This is a genomic window from Acidovorax sp. GW821-FHT09B03, from assembly GCF_059418305.1.
Genome location: NZ_JBWKPP010000011.1, coordinates 57,672 through 77,213 on the forward strand (window position 1 = coordinate 57,672; position 19,542 = coordinate 77,213).

14 protein-coding genes are annotated in these 19,542 nt (G+C 67.0%); 10 read left to right on the forward strand and 4 right to left on the reverse strand.

Annotated features, from left to right (window positions below; all coding sequences use genetic code 11):
• The first annotated feature begins 40 nt into the window (after positions 1–40).
• From hrpA to AC07PA_RS19625, 4 genes are all read left to right on the forward strand, one after another.
• Complete coding sequence (hrpA, locus tag AC07PA_RS19610; protein WP_494607186.1) at positions 41–4,141, forward strand: ATP-dependent RNA helicase HrpA; 4,101 nt, start codon at positions 41–43, stop codon at positions 4,139–4,141.
• Positions 4,142–4,239: 98 nt separating this feature from the next.
• Positions 4,240–4,806: a TetR/AcrR family transcriptional regulator gene (locus AC07PA_RS19615; RefSeq protein ID WP_494607185.1), complete on the forward strand. Its 567-nt coding sequence runs from the start codon at positions 4,240–4,242 to the stop codon at positions 4,804–4,806.
• Positions 4,807–4,831: 25 nt separating this feature from the next.
• Positions 4,832–5,173 carry an SMR family transporter gene (locus tag AC07PA_RS19620; protein WP_494607183.1) on the forward strand — a complete coding sequence of 114 codons (342 nt, stop codon included), beginning with the start codon at positions 4,832–4,834 and terminating at the stop codon, positions 5,171–5,173.
• Between the two features lie 40 nt (positions 5,174–5,213).
• Positions 5,214–5,942 (forward strand): pentapeptide repeat-containing protein, encoded by a 729-nt coding sequence (locus AC07PA_RS19625; RefSeq protein ID WP_007855140.1) that lies wholly within the window; start codon positions 5,214–5,216, stop codon positions 5,940–5,942.
• Positions 5,943–5,978: 36 nt separating this feature from the next.
• Here the strand turns inward: AC07PA_RS19625 and AC07PA_RS19630 are convergent, their stop codons facing one another.
• A complete protein-coding gene (locus tag AC07PA_RS19630; protein ID WP_494607181.1) occupies positions 5,979–6,464 on the reverse strand; it encodes a hypothetical protein in 486 nt (161 codons plus the stop codon).
• A 31-nt stretch (positions 6,465–6,495) separates the two neighbouring features.
• Positions 6,496–7,563, reverse strand: coding sequence for an AI-2E family transporter (locus AC07PA_RS19635; RefSeq protein ID WP_494607179.1), 1,068 nt, complete (start codon positions 7,561–7,563; stop codon positions 6,496–6,498).
• 259 nt (positions 7,564–7,822) lie between these two features.
• Between AC07PA_RS19635 and AC07PA_RS19640 the strand changes: the two genes are divergently transcribed.
• The 5 genes from AC07PA_RS19640 (at position 7,823) to AC07PA_RS19660 (ending at position 15,440) form a co-directional block, all read left to right on the forward strand.
• Positions 7,823–10,702, forward strand: a complete 2,880-nt coding sequence (locus AC07PA_RS19640; protein ID WP_494607177.1) for a 2-oxoglutarate dehydrogenase E1 component — start codon at positions 7,823–7,825, stop codon at positions 10,700–10,702.
• A gap of 52 nt (positions 10,703–10,754) precedes the next feature.
• Positions 10,755–12,029, forward strand: coding sequence for a 2-oxoglutarate dehydrogenase complex dihydrolipoyllysine-residue succinyltransferase (odhB, locus tag AC07PA_RS19645; RefSeq protein ID WP_007855148.1), 1,275 nt, complete (start codon positions 10,755–10,757; stop codon positions 12,027–12,029).
• Between the two features lie 90 nt (positions 12,030–12,119).
• On the forward strand, positions 12,120–13,547 hold the full coding sequence (lpdA, locus tag AC07PA_RS19650) for a dihydrolipoyl dehydrogenase (protein ID WP_494607175.1): 1,428 nt from the start codon (positions 12,120–12,122) through the stop codon (positions 13,545–13,547).
• A gap of 91 nt (positions 13,548–13,638) precedes the next feature.
• Positions 13,639–14,736 carry a cell division protein ZapE gene (zapE, locus tag AC07PA_RS19655; protein WP_007855150.1) on the forward strand — a complete coding sequence of 366 codons (1,098 nt, stop codon included), beginning with the start codon at positions 13,639–13,641 and terminating at the stop codon, positions 14,734–14,736.
• Positions 14,733–15,440, forward strand: coding sequence for a hypothetical protein (locus tag AC07PA_RS19660; RefSeq protein WP_494607173.1), 708 nt, complete (start codon positions 14,733–14,735; stop codon positions 15,438–15,440). The genes zapE and AC07PA_RS19660 overlap by 4 nt, the downstream gene beginning before the upstream one ends.
• An 89-nt stretch (positions 15,441–15,529) precedes the next feature.
• Here AC07PA_RS19660 and AC07PA_RS19665 read toward each other — a convergent pair whose 3' ends face one another.
• Positions 15,530–16,384, reverse strand: a complete 855-nt coding sequence (locus AC07PA_RS19665) for a PP2C family protein-serine/threonine phosphatase (RefSeq protein WP_007855161.1) — start codon at positions 16,382–16,384, stop codon at positions 15,530–15,532.
• 191 nt (positions 16,385–16,575) lie between these two features.
• Between AC07PA_RS19665 and yoaA the strand changes: the two genes are divergently transcribed.
• Positions 16,576–18,615, forward strand: coding sequence for a DNA repair helicase YoaA (yoaA, locus tag AC07PA_RS19670; RefSeq protein WP_494607170.1), 2,040 nt, complete (start codon positions 16,576–16,578; stop codon positions 18,613–18,615).
• Between the two features lie 11 nt (positions 18,616–18,626).
• On the opposite strand, the gene AC07PA_RS19675 is transcribed toward yoaA, so the two are convergent.
• Entirely contained in the window at positions 18,627–19,424 is a 798-nt protein-coding gene (locus AC07PA_RS19675; RefSeq protein WP_145696749.1) for an outer membrane protein assembly factor BamD, read from the reverse strand.
• Positions 19,425–19,542 lie beyond the last annotated feature (118 nt).

Sequence of the window (19,542 nt, forward strand, 5' to 3'; positions counted from 1 at the left end):
TGCACAAGGCCAACGCCCAGCCTCGGATAATGCGGGCTTCATGACCGACTCCACGCCTCCCCTTTCCCAGCCCGTCCCTCCCGCCAGGCTCCCTGCCAAGCTGCACATCGAGTTCCCCGAATCCCTGCCCGTCTCGGGCAAGCGCGACGAGATCATGGAGGCCATCCGCAAACACCAGGTCGTCATCGTCTGCGGCGAAACCGGCTCGGGCAAGACCACGCAGCTGCCCAAGATCGCGCTGGCCCTGGGCCGGGGCAAGTGCAATGCGCCCGCAGGCCAGAAGGGCCAGCTGATCGGCCACACCCAGCCGCGCCGCATCGCGGCCAGCAGCGTGGCCAAGCGCATCGCCGAGGAGCTCAAGACGCCGCTGGGCGACGTGGTCGGCTTCAAGGTGCGTTTCCAGGACCGGCTGTCGCGCGATGCGTCCGTCAAGCTCATGACCGACGGCATCCTGCTGGCTGAGACGCAGACCGACCCGCTGCTCAAGGCCTACGACACCATCATCATCGACGAGGCGCACGAGCGCAGCCTGAACATCGACTTCCTGCTGGGCTACATCCGCCAGATCCTGCCGCGCCGGCCGGACCTCAAGGTGGTGGTGACCTCGGCGACCATCGATGCGGACCGCTTTGCCAAGCACTTCGAGTCGGCCAAGGGGCCGGCGCCGATCATCTATGTCTCCGGCCGTACCTTTCCGGTGGAGCAGCGCTGGCGGCCGTTCGAGGACACGCGCGACTACGGCCTCAACGAAGCCATTGCCGATGGTGTGGACGAACTCTGGCAGGGCAATGCGGCGGGCGACATCCTGATCTTTCTGCCCGGCGAGCGCGAGATCCGCGAGGCCGCGGATCACCTGCGCAAGCACCTGGCGCACCAGCCCGTGATGCGCAATGCCGAGGTGCTGCCCCTGTTCGCGCGCCTGTCGCAGGCCGAGCAGGACCGCATCTTCGACGGCCACACCGGCCGCCGCCTGGTGCTGGCCACCAACGTGGCCGAGACCTCGCTCACAGTGCCGGGCATCCGCTACGTGATCGACGCGGGCACGGCCCGCGTCAAGCGCTACAGCTTTCGCAGCAAGGTGGAGCAGCTGCTGGTGGAGCCCATCAGCCAGGCCGCCGCCAACCAGCGCGCGGGCCGCTGCGGCCGGGTGGCCAATGGCATCTGCATTCGCCTGTACGACGAGGCCGACTTCAACGGCCGCCCGCGCTTCACCGACCCGGAAATCCTGCGCAGCTCGCTGGCCGGCGTCATCCTGCGCATGAAGTCGCTGCACCTCGGTGACGTGGTGCAGTTCCCCTTCATCGAGGCGCCCTCGGGCCGCGCGATTGCCGACGGCTACCAGCTGCTGGGCGAGCTGGGCGCGGTGGACGAGGCCAACGAGCTCACGCCCATGGGCGTGGAGCTGTCGCGCCTGCCGCTCGACCCGCGCGTGGGCCGCATGATCCTGGAGGCGCGCGACCGCAAGGCACTGGACGAGGTGCTCATCATCGCCAGTGCGCTCAGCGTGCAGGACGTGCGCGACCGCCCGCTGGAAGCCCAGCAACAGGCCGACCAGGCGCACGCCAAGTTCGACGACGAGAAAAGCGAGTTCAGCGGCTACCTCAAGCTGTGGAAGTGGATCAACGAGGCCCGAGGCGGTGCGCCCTCGCTGCCATCGGCCCGCGCGCAGAAGGCCATGGCGAACCAGCGCGCACCCTCGCAGGCCTTCCTGCCCGTGGCACAGCGCTCGGTGGCGGCGGTCGCCCCCGCGCCCGCCGTGGTGGATGCGCAGGCACATGCGCCCACGCACAAGCTGAGCAATCGCCAGTACGAGCAACTGCTGCGCCAGAACTTCATCAGCATCCGCCGGCTGCGCGAGTGGCGCGACATCCATACCCAGCTGCTCACCGTGGTGACCGAGCACAAGTGGGCCATCAACAGCCAGCCCGCGAGCTATGAGCAGCTGCACCTGTCCATGCTGGCAGGCCTGCTGGGCAACATCGGCGCCAAGGGCGAAGAGGAGGACTGGTACCTGGGCGCACGCGGCATCAAGTTCTACAAGCACCCCGGTGCCCACCTGTCCAAGAAGCCGGGCCGCTGGATCGTGGCGGCCGAGCTGGTGGAGACCACGCGCCTGTTCGGCCGCGGCATCGCCGCCATCGAGCCGCAGTGGCTCGAGCAGGTGGGCGGCCACCTGCTGCGCAAGCAACTGCTTGACCCGCACTGGGAGAAGAAGTCGGCCGAGGTCACGGCGCTGGAGCGTGCCACGCTCTATGGCATCGTGATTTACAGCGGCCGGCGCATCAACTTCGGCAAGATCGACCCGCATGCCGCGCGCGAGATCTTCATCCGCGAGGCGCTGGTGGGCGGCAACTGGGAGAGCAAGCTGCCCTTCCTGGCCGCCAACCAGAAGCTGATCGCCAAGGTCGAAGAGCTGGAACACAAGTCGCGCCGCCAGGACGTGCTGGTGGACGACGAACTGATCTATGCCTTCTACGACCAGCAGCTGCCGCCCGACGTGTGCAGCGGCCATGGCTTCGAGGCCTGGTACCGCGAGGCATCGCGCCAGCAGCCCGAGCTGCTCAAGCTCACGCGCGAAGAGCTCATGCGCCACGAGGCGGCGGGCATCACCAGCAACGCCTTTCCCAAGACGGTGCGCCTGGGCGGGGTGGATTGCGCCGCTACCTACCTGCACGAGCCCGGCGATGCGCGCGACGGCATCACCGTGACCATTCCGCTGTTCGTGCTCAACCAGGTGAACGACGAGCGCTGTGAGTGGCTGGTGCCCGGCATGCTCAAGGACAAGATCCAGGCCCTGCTCAAGAGCCTGCACCAGCGCCCGCGCAGCCGCTTCGTGCCGCTGCCCGAGAACGCCACCCGCCTGGCGGGCCTGCTGGGCACACCCGAGCGCTTCGGCCTGGGCAGCCTGACCGAGGTGCTGCTCAAGCAGGTGCGCGACGAGACCTCGCTGGACGTGAAGCGCGCCGACTTCAAGCTCGACATGCTCAGCCCGCACCTGTTCATGAACTTCCGCGTGGTGGACGAGCATGGCCGCCAGCTCGGCCATGGCCGCAACCTTGGGGCGCTGAAGGCCGAGTGGGGCGCCAAGGCGCGCGGCGCCTTCCAGGCGCTGGCCGGGCTCAAGCTGGCGGCCGGCAGTGGCGCTGCACCGCCAGCCGAGGCGCCCGCGCCCGCTGCTGCCCCCGCCGCTGGCAAACCCGGTGCCGCCAAGGGGACGGTGCCCGCACCATCGAACCAGCCCGCCGCCAAGCCTGCCGCTCCGGCCGGCCAGCGCTATACCGCCTGGACCTTTGGCGAGCTGCCCGAGCTGATGGAGATCAGGAAGGCCGGGCAGACGCTGATCGGTTTTCCGGCGCTGATCGACGGTGGCGACGCCGTCAGCATCGAGGTCTTCGACGAGCCCGAGGTGGCGGCCGCCAAGCACCGTGCCGGCCTGCGCCGCCTGTTTGCGCTGCAGATCAAGGACGCGCTCAAGTACCTCGAAAAGAACATCCCCGACCTGCAGAAGATGGCCGTGGCCTATATGCAGGTGGGGCGCAACGCCGACGGCACGGGCGGCGGCACGCAGGAGGAACTGCGCAACCAGGTCATCGACGTGGCGCTGGACCGCGCCTTTCTGCTCGACCCGCTGCCCACCGACGAGTTCGCCTTCAAGCGCCGGCTGGAGGAGGGCAGGGGCCGCCTGACCCTGATCGCCAACGAGGTCGCGCGGCTGGCGGGCACCATTCTCATCGAGTTCGCGGCCGCCGCGCGCAAGATCAAGGACACCAAGAACGCCCCCGAGGCCACGCAGGACGCCCAGCAGCAACTGGCCCGGCTGATGCCCAAGAACTTCATCGCCATCGCCCCCTGGACGCAGCTGGCCCACTACGCGCGCTACCTCAAGGCCATTACCCTGCGCCTGGACAAGTACCGGGCCGACCCCGCGCGCGACGCCGCCAAGCTGGCCGAGCTGCGCCCGCAGGAGCAGCGCTACTGGCGCCTGGTGGCCGAGCGCAAGGGCCAGGTCGACAGCCGCATGCAGGAGCTGCGCTGGCTGCTGGAGGAGCTGCGCGTGAGCTTCTTTGCGCAGGAGCTGCGCACGCCGCAGCCGGTGAGCGTCAAGCGCCTGGAGAAGCTGTGGGCGCAGGTCAATAGCTGAAGCGGGAGGACATGCCGGCCCGGTCTGTCGGGCCGGCAAGCTTCCAGTGCATGGCGATGCGCTATACTAAACATTCCATCCAGATGGTTTGTTTTGCCATGACCGAAGCCCACCGCCGCCAGAAGCACCCCGAACTGGTTCGCGGCCAGTTGCTGGCGGTCGTGCGCGGGCTGCTCGTCAGCGAGGGGACCCATGCCGTCACGCTTGACGCCGTGTCGGCCCGGGCCGGCGTGACCAAGGGCGGGCTGCAGCACCACTTTCGCAGCAAGCAGGCGCTGCTCGATGCCTTGAGCGACCAGTTGTTCGAGGAGTTCCAGCAGGGCTATGCCCAGACATTGGCGCAGGAAGAGGAGGGCAGGCCGGGCCGGCATGCCCGCGCCTACATCCGCACGGCGTTCGACGAGGGCACCGATTGCAACCGGGTGGAGGCCCAGCGCGCCATCGGCCTGCTGGCGCTGACCATGCCCCATTGCCGTGCGCAGTGGAGCGCCACGATGCAGGCCGCCCTGGCGCATGATGGCGACGACCCTCGAACAGCCGACCGCCTGCTGGCCTGCCGCATGGCGGCCGACGGCTACTGGTTCAGCCAGATGCTCGATGTGTACCCAATGGACGAGGCGCGCAAGGCCCGCATCCTCAAGACCCTGCTGGACCTGTGCCACTGACTCCCGTGTTCAAAAGCGAGTACCCATGAATCTCACCACCGCCTACCTGTTGCTCGGCATTGCCATCGTCTCCGAAGTCATCGGCACCTCGGCGCTCAAGGCTTCCGAGGGTTTCACGCGCCTCGGGCCCTGCGCCATCACGGTCGTCACCTACAGCCTGTCGTTCTACCTGCTGTCGCTCACGCTCAAGACCCTGCCGGTCGGCATTGCCTATGCCATCTGGTCGGGCGTGGGCATCGTGCTGATCTCGGCCGTGGGCTGGGTGGTCTATGGGCAAAAGCTCGACCTGCCGGCCGTGATCGGCCTGGGCCTGATCATTGCGGGCGTGCTGGTCGTGAACCTGTTTTCCAAGAGCGTTGGCCACTGAGCCCGCTCCCTCTCTCCCTCGCTGATTTTCTGGTGCCGCCATGACCGCTTCCTACGCCTGCTCTTCGTCCGCTGCCGCCGCGCCTGCGGTGGTGCCCATCACCGGCCAAACCCTGTCACGGGCCGATGTGCTGGCGCTGCTGGAGCGGGGCACTGGCCCGCTGCACTTCGAGCAATGCGATTTCGAGGGGGTGGACCTGTCGCGGCTGGAGCTGCGCGGGGCGCAGTTCACCGAGTGCACGCTGGCCGAGGCCTCGTTCGAGAAATCCAACCTTGCCGACAGCCGCTGGCTGGGTTGCCGGGCGGGGCTGGCCAACTTCCAGCTGGCAGACCTGACCGACGCGCGCTGGTACCGCTGCGACCTGAACAACACCAGCTGGGTGCGCAGCAAGCTGGGCTCCACGGTGTTCGCCGAGGTCAAGCTCACCGGCGCGAGCTTTCGCGAGGCCCACACGCTGGGCCTGAGTTTTCACGACTCGCTGCTGGTGGGCGCGGACCTGCGCGGCATGTCGTTCAGGAAGCAGACCATCGGCCAGCTGGACATGGGTGATGCCGACCTGGGCGGCTGCGATTTTCGCGATGCCGTCTTCGAGGGCGGCAGCCTGCGCGATGCCAACCTCAAGAACGCCCGTTTCGACGGCGCCGACCTGCGCGCGGTGGACCTGGCGGGGCTGCGCATCGCCAATGTGGCGCAGTTCTTCAAGGGTGCCGTGATCTCGCAGGACCAGGCGGCGGCGCTGGTGAGCGAGCTGGGGGTGCGGGTGATGTGAACCTGGTGGGCCCCGCCCAGCGGTCCGGCACGGGCTTCAGGGGATGGAGCCTACTGCGTATTTGAGGCAAAGCATTGGATTTTTCGCCAATGTTTTGAGCGAGCCGCAACTGCTCTGGATCAGGGCCGATGCGGCCATGAAGTTGTCTTCCGGGCTCAGCTCGAGGAATGTGGCGAGCTGCTCCTTCATGAACTCGGAGAGGCTTTTCGCCCCTGCGCGCCTGGTGACGATGGCATCGAGCTCCCGCAATTGCGCCGACTCTTCCTTGGACCCGTTGGACAGCACCCGTCCATCGACTGTCAGCGGATAGATCTCGCCGGTCAGGCTGCGCTTCACTGCCAGGGTGGTGACGCCTTCCTTGCAGGGGCGCTGCAACCAGACTTCGACCGAGCCGCCATCTGAATACAGTGCACCTCCCTGGTAGGTCGTGTGGCCTTTGCAGGTGGGAGCTTGCGCAAATGCAAGGCCGCCAGCAAACCATGCGCCTGCGATCAGGAAAATTGCGTTGCGAGCGGCTGCCAACGAGTGCTCCCGGATGAGGTGCAGGCTTCGATCAGCTCGGATCGTGGTGAATCTGAGCCGGCTCGGGCGAGAACAGATCCCAGGTCGCCATGAACAGTGCCGCGATCACCGGCCCGATGACGAAACCGGTCAGGCCGAACAGCCCCAACCCGCCCAGGGTGGAGATCAGCACCACGTAGTCGGGCATCTTCGTGTCCTTGCCGACCAGGATGGGGCGCAGGATGTTGTCCACCAGGCCGATGACGCCGATGCCGTAGGCGATCAGCACGACACCCTGCCACACGGCGCCCGTGGCCAGGAAGTAGATGGCCACGGGCAGCCAGATGAGGCCAGCGCCCACGGCGGGCAGCAGCGACAGAAAAGCCATGAGCACGCCCCAGAGCACGGGGCCCTGGATGCCCAGGATCCAGAAGATCAACCCGCCCAGGGCGCCCTGCGAGGCGGCGACCACGATGTTGCCCTTGACGGTGGCGCGGATCACGGTGGTGAACTTGGTGACCAGCTGGCGCTTGTGCTCGGTCTCGAGCGGAATGGCGCGGCCGATGCGTGCGCCCAGCGCGGCGCCGTCGCGCAGCAAGAAGAACAGCAGGTACAGCATGATGCCGAAGCCCACGAGGAACTCGAGCGTGTTCTGGCCGATGTTGACCGCCTGGGTGGCGATGAACTGGCTGGCCTGTACGGCCACGGACGACAGCCGCTCCTGGAGCTGCGCCACCGAGGTCAGGTTGAAGCGGTCGAGCAGGTTCACGGCCCACTGGGGCAGGGCGGCGATGACCTGCTGGAAGTACAGGCCGAAATTGAGCTGCCCCGAGCGCGTGCGCTCGTAGATGGCCGTGGCCTCCTGGACCAGCGAGACGGTGAGGAAGGCTACCGGCAGGATCACGATCACCAGGCACAGCCCCAGCGTGATCAGGGCTGCCAGGTTGGTGCGCGGGCGCAGGCGCCGCAGCACCTTGCGGTGCAGCGGGGCGAACAGGATGGCCAGCACCATGCCCCAGAACACCGCACCGTGGAACTGCCAGAGGATGGCGCCAAAAGCCACGGTGACCAGCACCAGTAGCAGCAGGAAAGTCTTGTCTTGGAGTGTGTTGGGGCTCATTGGAACCTGTTGAGAACGTATACCCGCCCTATCGCGTGTACCCGCAATGTACGCGAGGTGCTGCGGCGCCCTGCATTTCCATGGGGCCCGGATACATATGGCTCGTGCTTTTGGGCCTTGATGCAGATCAGTGGCACAATGCAGCCCGTACCAAGGCCCTTCCCCAGCCACAGTCGCATCCGCCAACCGGTTCAGCCGTGTCGCGGAAGGTTTCTCAACCAGCTAATGCTTCCCTCAGGGAAGCGGAGGTCAGCGGAATATGAGCGATACGACGTCCGTCTATCAAGCCTACCAAGGCAACACCTACCTCTTCGGCGGCAATGCGCCCTATGTCGAAGAGATGTACGAGAACTACCTCGCCAACCCCGGCAGCGTGCCTGACACTTGGCGCGAGTACTTCGACGCACTGCAGCACGTGCCTGCCGTCGATGGCTCCAATGCCAAGGACGTACCCCACCTTCCCGTCGTCAATGCCTTCGCCGAGCGCGCAAAGCAGGGCGGCACCAAGGTCGTCGTCGCCACCGGTGCCGATTCGGAACTGGGCCGCAAGCGCACCGCCGTACAGCAGCTAATCGCTGCCTACCGCAACGTGGGCCAGCGCTGGGCCGACCTCGATCCCCTCAAGCGCACCGAGCGCCCTGCGATCCCCGAACTCGAAGCCTCGTTCTACGGCTTCAGCGACGCGGACCAGGAAACCGTCTTCAACATCAGCAACACGTTCTTCGGCAAGGAATCCCTGCCGCTGCGCGAGCTGATCAATGCCCTGCGCGAAACCTACTGCGGCTCCATCGGTGCCGAGTACATGTACGCCACCGACCAGAACCAGAAGCGCTGGTGGCAGGAAAAGCTGGAAACCATCCGCAGCAAGCCCAGCTTCGGTGCCGAGAAGAAAAAGCAGATCCTCGACCGCCTGACGGCCGCCGAAGGCCTGGAGCGCTTCCTGCACACCAAGTACGTCGGCCAGAAGCGTTTCTCCCTGGAAGGGGGCGAAAGCTTCATCGCCGCCATGGACGAGCTGATCCAGTCCGCCGGCGCCAAGGGCGTGCAGGAAATCGTGATCGGCATGGCCCACCGCGGCCGCCTGAACGTGCTCGTCAACTCCCTGGGCAAGATGCCTGCGGACCTGTTTGCCGAGTTCGATCACACCGCACCCGAAGACCTTCCCTCGGGTGACGTGAAGTACCACCAGGGCTTCAGCTCCGATGTGACCACCCCCGGCGGCCCGGTCCACCTGTCGCTGGCGTTCAACCCCTCGCACCTGGAAATCGTGAACCCCGTGGTCGAAGGCTCGGTGCGCGCCCGCATGGACCGCCGCGCGGATCCCCTGGGCAAGCAGGTGCTGCCCGTGCTGGTGCATGGCGACGCGGCCTTTGCCGGCCAGGGCGTGAACCAGGAAACCCTGGCGCTGGCCCAGACCCGTGGCTACTCCACGGGCGGCACGGTACACATCATCATCAACAACCAGATCGGTTTCACCACCTCCGATCCGCGCGACGCACGCTCGACGCTGTACTGCACCGACATCGTGAAGATGATCGAGTCGCCCGTGCTGCACGTGAATGGCGACGATCCCGAAGCCGTGGTGCTGGCCACCCAGCTGGCCCTCGAATTCCGCATGGAATTCCAGAAGGACGTGGTCGTGGACATCATCTGCTTCCGCAAGCTGGGCCACAACGAGCAGGACACGCCTGCACTGACCCAGCCGCTGATGTACAAGAAGATCGGCCAGCACCCCGGCACGCGCAAGCTGTACGCCGACAAGCTGGCCGCACAAGGCCTGGGCGAGACCCTGGGCGACGACATGGTCAAGGCCTACCGCGCTGCCATGGACGCCGGCAAGCACACGGTCGATCCGGTGCTGACCAACTTCAAGAGCAAGTACGCCGTGGACTGGAGCCCGTTCCTGGGCAAGAAGTGGACCGACGCGGGCGACACCGCCATCCCTCTGGCCGAGTGGAAGCGCCTGTCCGAAAAGATCACCACGATCCCCGAAGGCGTGACGCCGCACCAGCTGGTCAAGAAGGTGTACGACGACCGCGCCGCCATGGGCCGTGGCGACATCCCCGTGGACTGGGGCATGGGCGAGCACATGGCGTTTGCCTCCCTGGTGGCCAGCGGCTTCCCGGTGCGCCTGTCGGGCGAGGACTGCGGCCGCGGCACGTTCACGCACCGCCACTCGGTCATCCATGACCAGAAGCGCGAGAAGTGGGACATCGGCACCTACGTGCCGCTGCAGAACGTGAGCGAGAACCAGGCTCCGTTCGTCGTGATCGACTCCATCCTGTCCGAAGAGGCGGTGCTGGGCTTCGAATACGGCTACGCATCGAACGACCCGAACACCCTGGTGATCTGGGAAGCCCAGTTCGGCGACTTCGCCAACGGCGCGCAGGTCGTTATCGACCAGTTCATCGCCTCCGGCGAAGTCAAATGGGGCCGTGTCAACGGCATCACGCTGATGCTGCCGCACGGCTACGAAGGCCAGGGCCCCGAGCACAGCTCGGCCCGCCTGGAGCGCTTCATGCAGCTGTCGGCCGATGCCAACATGCAGGTGGTGCAACCCACCACGGCCAGCCAGATCTTCCACATCCTGCGCCGCCAGATGGTGCGTGATCTGCGCAAGCCGCTGATCATCATGACGCCCAAGTCGCTGCTGCGCAACAAGGACGCCACCTCGCCGCTGTCCGAGTTCACCAAGGGCAGCTTCCAGACGGTGATCCCGGAGCAGGACGAAGCCATCGTGAAGAAGGCCGCCAAGGTCAAGCGCGTGATCGCCTGCTCGGGCAAGGTCTACTACGACCTGGTCAAGAAGCGCACCGAGCGCGAAGACGACGACGTGGCCATCATCCGCGTCGAGCAGCTCTACCCCTTCCCGCACAAGGCGTTCGCCAACGAACTCAAGCGCTTCCCCAACGCCACGGACGTGGTGTGGTGCCAGGACGAGCCACAGAACCAGGGTGCCTGGTTCTTCGTGCAGCACTACATCCACGAGAACATGCTCGATGGCCAGAAGCTGGGTTACTCCGGCCGTGCAGCCTCCGCATCGCCTGCCGTCGGCTACTCGCACCTGCACCAGGAACAGCAAAAGGCGCTGGTGGACGGCGCGTTTGGCAAGCTCAAGGGTTTTGTCCTGACCAAGTAAGGCCGGCAACCCCCGATTACACAGAACAAAACCCCATTCCGAAAGAATTGATATGGCTATCGTAGAAGTCAAAGTCCCCCAGCTGTCCGAGTCCGTGGCAGAAGCCACCATGCTCACCTGGAAGAAAAAGGCCGGTGAAGCGGTCGCAGTGGACGAGATCCTGATCGAGATCGAAACCGACAAGGTCGTGCTCGAAGTGCCCGCCCCCTCGGCTGGCGTGCTGGTTGAAATCGTGCAGGGCGACGGTGCCACCGTCGTGGCCGAGCAGCTCATCGCCAAGATCGACACCGAAGGCAAGGCTGGCGCAGCTGCTCCCGCCGCTGCCGCTGCAGCAGCACCCGCTGCCGCCACGGCCTCGGCCCCTGCTGCCGCACCCGCGGCTGCCGGTGGTTCCAAGGGCGACGTCGCCATGCCTGCGGCTGCCAAGCTGCTGGCCGAGAACAACCTGTCCGCATCGGCCGTGGCCGGCACGGGCAAGGATGGCCGCGTGACCAAGGGCGACGTGCTGTCTGCCGTGGCCGGTGGTGCCAAGGCGGCCGTGGCTGCCCCGAGCAGCATCCCCACGGGCGTGCCGACCAAGGCGCTGCCCCAGGTGTCGGCTCCGGCTGCCAAGGAAGACCTGAGCGGTCGCCCCGAGCAGCGCGTGCCCATGAGCCGCCTGCGCGCCCGCGTGGCCGAGCGCCTGCTGCAGTCGCAATCGACTAACGCCATCCTGACCACGTTCAACGAAGTGAACATGGCCCCGGTGATGGACATGCGCAAGAAGTTCCAGGACGCGTTCACCAAGGAACACGGCGTGAAGATCGGTTTCATGAGTTTCTTCGTGAAGGCGGCCGTGCATGCCTTGAAGAAGTACCCCGTGCTCAACGCTTCGGTCGATGGCAACGACATCGTCTACCACGGCTTCTTCGACATCGGTATCGCCGTGGGTTCGCCCCGTGGCCTGGTGGTGCCGATCCTGCGCAACGCAGACCAGATGAGCTTTGCCGACATCGAGAAGAAGATCGCCGAGTTTGGCCAGAAGGCCAAGGACGGCAAGCTGGGCATCGAAGAGATGACCGGCGGCACGTTCTCGATCAGCAACGGCGGCACCTTCGGCTCCATGCTGTCCACGCCCATCATCAACCCGCCCCAATCGGCCATCCTGGGCGTGCACGCCACCAAGGACCGCGCCGTGGTGGAGAACGGCCAGATCGTGATCCGCCCGATGAACTACCTGGCCATGTCCTATGACCACCGCATCATCGACGGCCGCGAAGCCGTGCTGGGCCTGGTGGCCATGAAGGAAGCGCTGGAAGACCCATCGCGCCTGCTGTTCGACATCTGATAGCACCCGAATCGACCCACCCGCGTGGCCGGCCCCTGGCCGCGCCCGCCGGTGGGTCTTTTTTCCAATGAACGAGTGAGTGAGACCGACATGAGCAAACAATTCGACGTGATCGTCATCGGTGGCGGCCCCGGCGGCTACGTGGCCGCCATCCGCGCAGCGCAGCTGGGCTTCAACGTGGCCTGCATCGACGAGTGGAAGAACGAGAAGGGCGGCCCCGCACCCGGCGGCACCTGCACCAACGTGGGCTGCATCCCCTCCAAGGCGCTGCTGCAATCGTCCGAGCATTTCGAGCACGCCAACAAGCACTTTGCCGAGCACGGCATCTCGGCTTCCGACGTCAAGATCGACGTGGCCAAGATGCTTGCCCGCAAGGACACCGTCGTCAAGCAGAACAACGACGGCATCCTGTACCTGTTCAAGAAGAACAAGATCAGCTTCTTCCACGGCCGCGGTTCGTTCGTGAAGGCGGCCGAAGGCGGCTATGAGATCAAGGTGGCCGGCGCCGCCGAAGAGTCGATCACCGGCAAGCAGATCATCATCGCCACCGGCTCCAACGCCCGTGCGCTGCCCGGCACGCCATTCGACGAAGAGTTCGTGCTGTCCAACGACGGCGCGCTGCGCGTAGGCGCCGTGCCCAAGAAGCTCGGCCTCATCGGTTCGGGCGTGATCGGCCTGGAAATGGGCTCGGTGTGGCGCCGCCTGGGCGCCGAAGTCACCATCCTCGAAGGTCTGCCGACCTTCCTGGGCGCGGTGGACGAGCAGATCGCCAAGGAAGCCAAGAAGGCCTTCGACAAGCAAGGCCTGAAGATCGAACTGGGCGTGAAGGTCGGCGAGATCAAGACCGTCAAGAAGGGCGTGAGCATCGCCTACACCAATGCCAAGGGCGAAGCCCAGGCGCTGGAAGTGGACAAGCTCATCGTCTCCATCGGCCGCGTGCCCAACACCATCGGCCTGAACACCGAAGCCGTGGGCCTGGCCCTGGACGAGCGCGGCGCCATCGTCGTCGATGCCGACTGCAAGACCAACCTGCCCGGCGTGTGGGCGGTGGGTGACGTGGTGCGCGGCCCGATGCTGGCGCACAAGGCCGAGGAAGAAGGCGTTGCCGTGGCCGAGCGCATTGCCGGCCAGCATGGCCACGTGAACTTCAACACCGTGCCCTGGGTCATCTACACCAGCCCCGAGATCGCCTGGGTCGGCCGCACCGAGCAGCAGCTCAAGGCCGACGGCGTCAAGTACAAGGCCGGCAGCTTCCCGTTCCTGGCCAACGGCCGCGCACGTGCGCTGGGTGACACCACCGGCATGGTGAAGATGCTGGCCGATGCCGACACCGACGAGATCCTGGGCGTGCACATCGTGGGCCCGCAGGCCAGCGAGCTGATCTCCGAAGCCGTGGTCGCCATGGAGTTCAAGGCCAGCAGCGAAGACATCGCGCGCATCTGCCACGCCCACCCCAGCCTGAGCGAAGCCACCAAGGAAGCGGCCCTGGCCGTGGACAAGCGAACGCTGAACTTCTGATCTCCGCCTGCCGGAGAATGATGGCGCCGTCGCCCTGCACAGGGCGTCGGCGCCTTGTGCCTTATTCATACCTAGTACTGGCGAGCGCACCGTGACTGTCAAACAGGCCTACCTGGCCGAACTCGAAGCCAAGGGCTTCAAGAGCGACCCCGCGCAGCTGCGGGCCGTGGATGCGCTGCAGCGCTGCGCCGATGAGTGGGCCACCTACAAGGAGCGGCGCTCCAACGCGTTCAAGAAGCTCATCAACCACCCGGACATCCCGCGCGGCGTCTACATGTACGGCGGGGTGGGGCGCGGCAAGAGCTTCCTCATGGAATGCTTCTTCAACGCCGTGCCCTTGAAGCGCAAGGTGCGCCTGCACTTCCACGAGTTCATGCGCGAGGTGCACCGCGAGCTGGCGGCCCTGCAGGGCACGCAGAACCCGCTCGACGTGCTGGGCGAGCGCATCTCCAAGCGCTACAAGCTCATCTGCTTCGACGAGTTCCACGTCGCCGACATCACCGATGCGATGATCCTGCACCGCCTCCTGGTGTCGCTGTTCGAGAACGGCGTGGGCTTTGTCACCACGTCCAACTTCATGCCCGACGAGCTGTACCCGGGCGGCCTGCACCGCGACCGCATCCTGCCCGCGATCGCGCTGCTCAACCAGCGCCTGGAGGTGGTGAACGTGGACAACGGCACCGACTACCGGCGCCGCACCATGGAGAAGGTCAGGCTCTACCACACGCCCCTGGGCCCCGAGGCCGATGCCGAGATGAACGAGGCCTTCAACCAGCTGGCCGAGGTGCACGACGAAGACCCGGTGCTGCACATCGAGGCGCGCGAGATCCGCGCCAAGCGCAAGGCCGGCGGGGTGGTATGGTTCGATTTCCGTGAACTCTGCGGCGGACCGCGTTCGCAGAACGACTACCTGGAGATCGCCACGCAGTTCCACACGGTGCTGTTGTCCGATGTGCCCTACCTGCCGGTGGCCATGGCCTCGCCCGCGCGGCGCTTCACCTGGCTGGTGGACGTGCTCTACGACCGCCGCGTGAAGCTCATCATGTCGGCGGCCGTGCCGCCCGAGGCGTTGTACACGGAAGGTCCCCTGGCACACGAGTTCCCGCGCACGGTGTCGCGCCTGAACGAGATGCAGTCCAAGGAGTTTCTGGCGCTCGAGCGCCGTGTGGTGGATACAGGCTTGACATGAATACCAGGACAATGCGGCAGATCACCCTTCATGTGCTGTGCCTGCTTGCGCAGGCGGGCATGGCCTCGCAGGCCCTTGCCCAGAATGCCGCGGCAGATTCTGCTGCATCGGCGGATCGCAAGGCCGTCCATGCCCAGCGCAGCGCCGAGCGCGCCCACATCGCCGACGAGCGTAAGGCCGTTGCCTCCCGGCGCCTGGCTGCCGAGACCGAGTGCTACAAGCTGTTTGCCGTGGAGGACTGCCTGCGCGTGGAACGCAACCGGGCGCGCGAAGCCGAAGCCGGCCTGCGCACGCGCGAGATGCAGATCAACGATGCCGAGCGCAAGGAAAAAGCCACCGAGCGGCGGCGCAGCATTGCCGAAAAGCAGAATGCCCAGCCCGGGCCGCCGGGTGAAACCCCGGAAGTCGGGATCGGCGTGCGCGGCCAGCCGCATGTGCAGGCCCCGCGCACGCCGCGCACGCCCAGGACCCCCGTGGCGCCCACTCCGCGCGCCCAGGACCTGCAGCAGCGCGAGGCCGAGCAGGCCCAGCGTGCTGGCGAAGCCGCCCAGCGTGCAGGCCGCGCCCGCGAGCGCCATGCCGAGGAGCTGAAGGCCGCCGAAACGCGCCGTGCCCGCGTGGCGCGCGAGCAGGCCGCGGCCGCAGCATCGGGCCGCAAACCAGCCGCGCCGCTGCCGGTTCCCGCGTCGGAGGCTGCCCGCTAGGAGCAAGTAAGTATTTTCGGCCCCCGCGCCGCAGTGCGGGCGGCGGGGCGGCGCGGCCCGCTGTGCGTGCGGGCACTGCGCGGGCGCCGTCAGGCCTTGCTGGTCGTCGTGCCTGCAGCGGCCGCCGCCGTGCCGGGGGCGGGGCGCGCACCCATGCCCATGCCCTGGATGGGCTTCTTCTCTTCGACCAGGGCTTCGATCTTCACGATGACCAGCGACAGGTTGTCGCCGCCTCCGCGCGCCCGGGTGCGGGCCTTTTCGATCAGGAACTCCGTCGCCTCGCGCGGCGAGAGCGATTCGACCACCGAGGCCAGCTCGGTGGGCGAAAAGTAGTGCCACACGCCGTCGCTGCAAGCCATGAGCGTGTCGCCCGGATGCAGCTGGGGGATCATGTGGGTGGTGATGGGCGGGTCGCTCTCGGTGCCCAGGCAGCCCACCAGGATGTTCGAGTGCGGGTGGTTGTTGGCCTCGGCCTCGGTCAGCTCGCCGCGGTCCACCAGGGCCTGCACGTAGGAGTGGTCGCTGGTGCGGTGTGCCAGGCGCCCGCCCTGGAAGTGGTAGATGCGCGAGTCACCGGCATGCACCCAGTGGCAGTCGCCGCGCGGGTTGATCAGGAAGGCGGCGATGGTGCTGTGCGGTTCCTGCTCGGCCGAGATGGCCGTGAGGCGGATGACGATGTGCGCCTCTTCGACCATGCTCTTGAGCATGGCGGCGGGGTCGTCGGTCTCGGGGGAGTAGCGCTCGAACAGCTGGCGCGCCGTCATCATGACCTGGTCGGACGCCTTGCGGCCGCCGCTGCGGCCCCCCATGCCGTCGGCCACGACGCCCAGCACACAACCGTTGTGCCGTTCGTGGGCGATCAAGGCCACCTGGTCTTGCTGGTACTCGCGGTCACCCTTGTGGATGCCGGTGGAAGCGATAAGGCGAAACGCTTTGGTGGTCATGCTGGTGATTGTGGTGTGCCGACGGGCCTGTCTGTCGTTTGGATGCTCCGAAGCGCGTATTATCCGCCCGCCTGTGGCATTTTTGCCATGACTGCCACGCGGCCCCTCTTGAAATCCACGCACCTTCTGCCCCTGCGGCAACCGATCATGCGGCGCATGGAGCGCTTGCTACACCGCCGGGGGCCTGCCTGATGCCGCTGGCCGCGATGGTGCAGGAGGTGTTTGCGCCCGGCGGCCTGTTGGCGCGCGCCGATGCCCAGTTTCGCCCGCGCGAGGGCCAGACCCGCATGGCCGCCGCCGTGGCCCGCACCATGGAAGAGGGCGGCAAGCTGGTGGTGGAAGCCGGCACCGGCGTGGGCAAGACCTTCTCCTACCTGGTCCCGGCACTGCTCAGCGGCGAGCGCGTGCTGCTCTCCACGGCCACCAAGGCGCTGCAGGACCAGCTGTTCGCACGCGACCTGCCGCTCCTGGCCGAGGTGCTGGGCGTGCCGGTTCGGGCTGCCTTGCTCAAGGGCCGGGCCAGCTACCTGTGCCTGCACCGCATGGTGCAGGCTCGCCAGGACAGCGCGGTAACAGATCGTAATGTCGTGCGCGTGCTGGCCAAGGTGGAAGACTGGTCGCGCAGCACCCCAAGCGGCGACCTGGCGGAACTCACGGGCCTGGACGAGCGCTCGCCGGTGATTCCCCTGGTCACCTCCACGCGCGAGAACTGCCTGGGCGCCAGCTGCCCGCGGGCGCGCGAATGCCATGTGAACATCGCGCGGCGCGAGGCGCTGGCGGCCGACATCGTGGTGATCAACCACCACCTCTTCTTTGCCGACATGGCCGTGCGCGAATCCGGTGTGGCCGAACTGCTGCCCACCGTGCGCGTGGTGGTGTTCGACGAAGCCCACCAGATCAGCGAGACCGGCGTGCAGTTCCTGGGCCTGCAGCTGTCCTCGGGCCAGTTGCTCGACTTTGCGCGCGACCTGCTGGCCGCCGGCCTGCACCACGCGCGCGGCCTGGCCGATTGGGTGGCCCTGGCCAGCCGGGTGGAGCAGGCCGTGGCGGACCTGCGCACAGCCGGCGGCAGTACCAGCGCGCAGGGCAAGCGCGGCTGGACCGGGGCGGCACCCGAGGGCGCCGAAGCCCAGGCCTGGGATGGCGCACTGCGCCGGCTGGCGACCGCCTGCGCCCAGGCCCAGGAGGCGCTGGACCAGCTCAGCGAGACCGCCCCGGACCTCGAGCGGCTCTACGAGCGCGCCACCGAACTGCTGGCCCGCCTGGCCCGCTTCGCCGGCACCTGCGGCCAGGATGCGGTGCGCTGGATCGACTTGGGGCATACCCAGGTGCGGCTGGTCGAATCGCCGCTGGACATTGCGCACGCCATGCGCACCCGGCTGCTGACCCAGCCCGCCCAGAGCGCGCAGGGCGATGAATGGCCCGACCCCGAGGGCGAGCGCGAGCGTGCCTGGATCTTCACCTCGGCGACGCTGGGCGCCGACGAGGGGCTGACCTGGTTCGTGGAGCGCTGCGGCCTGGAGGGCGCCGAGATACTGCGCGTGGACAGCCCCTTCGACTACGCCACGCAGGCCGCGCTGTACGTGCCGCGCCACCTGCCCAAGCCGGCGGACCCGGCCCACAGCACGGCCATTGCCCGCCTGGCCGGCGACGCCGCCGAGCGCATCGGCGGACGCACCCTGGTGCTGACCACCACGCTCAAGGCCCTGGCCACGATCGGCGATGCCCTGCACCGCCGGTTTGGCGACGGGCAGTCGCTGTCGGTGCTGGTGCAGGGCGAGTGGCCCAAGCGCCGCCTGATGGAGCGTTTTCGCGAAGGCAGCACGCATGGCGCGCCCGGGTGCATCCTGGTGGCCTCGGCCACGTTCTGGGAGGGGTTCGACGTGCCGGGCGATGCGTTGCAGCTGGTCATCATCGACAAGCTGCCGTTCCCGCCGCCGGGCGATCCATTGGTCGAGGCGCGCAGCCAGCGCATCGAGGAGGCGGGGGGCAGCTCGTTCCAGCAGTATTCGGTGCCCGAGGCAGCGGTGGCGCTCAAGCAGGGCGCCGGCCGGCTGATACGGCGCGAGTCCGACCGGGGGGTGCTGGTGGTCGGCGACACGCGCCTGGCCACCATGGGCTATGGCAAGCGGTTGTTGCGGGCCTTGCCCCCCATGCGGCGCCTGGAATCCCCGGAGGATTTCGACGCTGCGCTGGACGATCTGGTAGGCACCCGCTCAGGTGCGGGCTGAGCAGGCCGCGCTTACCAGAACTTCCACCACGGATCCGACTTGCCCTTGAAGCCCGTGCGCACGTACTGGCTTTGCGGGTACGAGGCGTCCATCACGCGGCGGGTGTCGTCGCGCAGCTGGGTCATGCCCAGGGCATCGTAGGACTGCATCAGGATGTAGAGCGCTTCTTCGACGGCGGGCACGCCCTGGTAGTCGGCCACGGCCACCTGGGCGCGGCTGATGGCGGCCACGTAGGCGCCGCGCTGGTAGTAATAGCGTGCCACGTGCACTTCATACTGGGCCAGCGAGTTGACGATGTAGGTCATGCGCTGGCGCGCGTCCTGGGCATAGCGCGAGTCGGGGAAGCGCGTGGTCAGCTCGCTGAAGGACTCGAAGGAATCCTTGGCGGCCTTCTGGTCGCGCTCGGACAGGTCCTGGCGCGACAGCCACGAGAACAGGCCCAGGTTGTCGTTGAAGTTGACCAGGCCCTTGAGGTACAGCGCGTAGTCGAGGGCGGGGCTGGCAGGGTGCAGCTTCATGAAACGGTCGAGCGTGGCCACGGCCTGCGCCTTTTCACCCGCCTTGTAGTGGGCATAGGCCTTGTCCAGCTGGGCCTGCTGGGCCAGCGGGGTGCCGGCGGCACGGCCTTCGAGCTTTTCGAACAGCGGCACGGCCTTGTCGTAGCCGCCGGAGTTCATTTCGTCCTTGGCTTCGGAGTAGATGCGGTTCGGGCTCCAGTTGGCGGTCTTGTCTTCCGTGGTGGTCGAGCACCCGGCAAGGACGCCTGCAGCCAGCAGGGCGGAGATAAACGGCAGTGGGGCACGAAGCATCGCAGGCAGCTTTCAGGCAAAAAAAGGAAACGGGATGTTCCAGGGCCGGGCGGTAAGCACTGGCGCCCCCGGGGACGTGCATCACCACGGATGCCCGGCCCGACCCGACGGCGCATTG

Excerpts from the sequence above, each read along its gene's own strand:
- AC07PA_RS19640 (WP_494607177.1), top strand. The coding sequence starts at position 7,823 with ATGAGCGATACGACGTCCGTCTATCAAGCCTACCAAGGCAACACCTAC.
- AC07PA_RS19660 (WP_494607173.1), top strand. The coding sequence starts at position 14,733 with ATGAATACCAGGACAATGCGGCAGATCACCCTTCATGTGCTGTGCCTG.
- AC07PA_RS19665 (WP_007855161.1), bottom strand. The coding sequence starts at position 16,384 with ATGACCACCAAAGCGTTTCGCCTTATCGCTTCCACCGGCATCCACAAG.
- AC07PA_RS19635 (WP_494607179.1), bottom strand. The coding sequence starts at position 7,563 with ATGAGCCCCAACACACTCCAAGACAAGACTTTCCTGCTGCTACTGGTG.
- AC07PA_RS19615 (WP_494607185.1), top strand. The coding sequence starts at position 4,240 with ATGACCGAAGCCCACCGCCGCCAGAAGCACCCCGAACTGGTTCGCGGC.
- AC07PA_RS19625 (WP_007855140.1), top strand. The coding sequence starts at position 5,214 with ATGACCGCTTCCTACGCCTGCTCTTCGTCCGCTGCCGCCGCGCCTGCG.
- yoaA (WP_494607170.1), top strand. The coding sequence starts at position 16,576 with ATGCCGCTGGCCGCGATGGTGCAGGAGGTGTTTGCGCCCGGCGGCCTG.
- AC07PA_RS19620 (WP_494607183.1), top strand. The coding sequence starts at position 4,832 with ATGAATCTCACCACCGCCTACCTGTTGCTCGGCATTGCCATCGTCTCC.
- AC07PA_RS19675 (WP_145696749.1), bottom strand. The coding sequence starts at position 19,424 with ATGCTTCGTGCCCCACTGCCGTTTATCTCCGCCCTGCTGGCTGCAGGC.
- odhB (WP_007855148.1), top strand. The coding sequence starts at position 10,755 with ATGGCTATCGTAGAAGTCAAAGTCCCCCAGCTGTCCGAGTCCGTGGCA.
- lpdA (WP_494607175.1), top strand. The coding sequence starts at position 12,120 with ATGAGCAAACAATTCGACGTGATCGTCATCGGTGGCGGCCCCGGCGGC.
- hrpA (WP_494607186.1), top strand. The coding sequence starts at position 41 with ATGACCGACTCCACGCCTCCCCTTTCCCAGCCCGTCCCTCCCGCCAGG.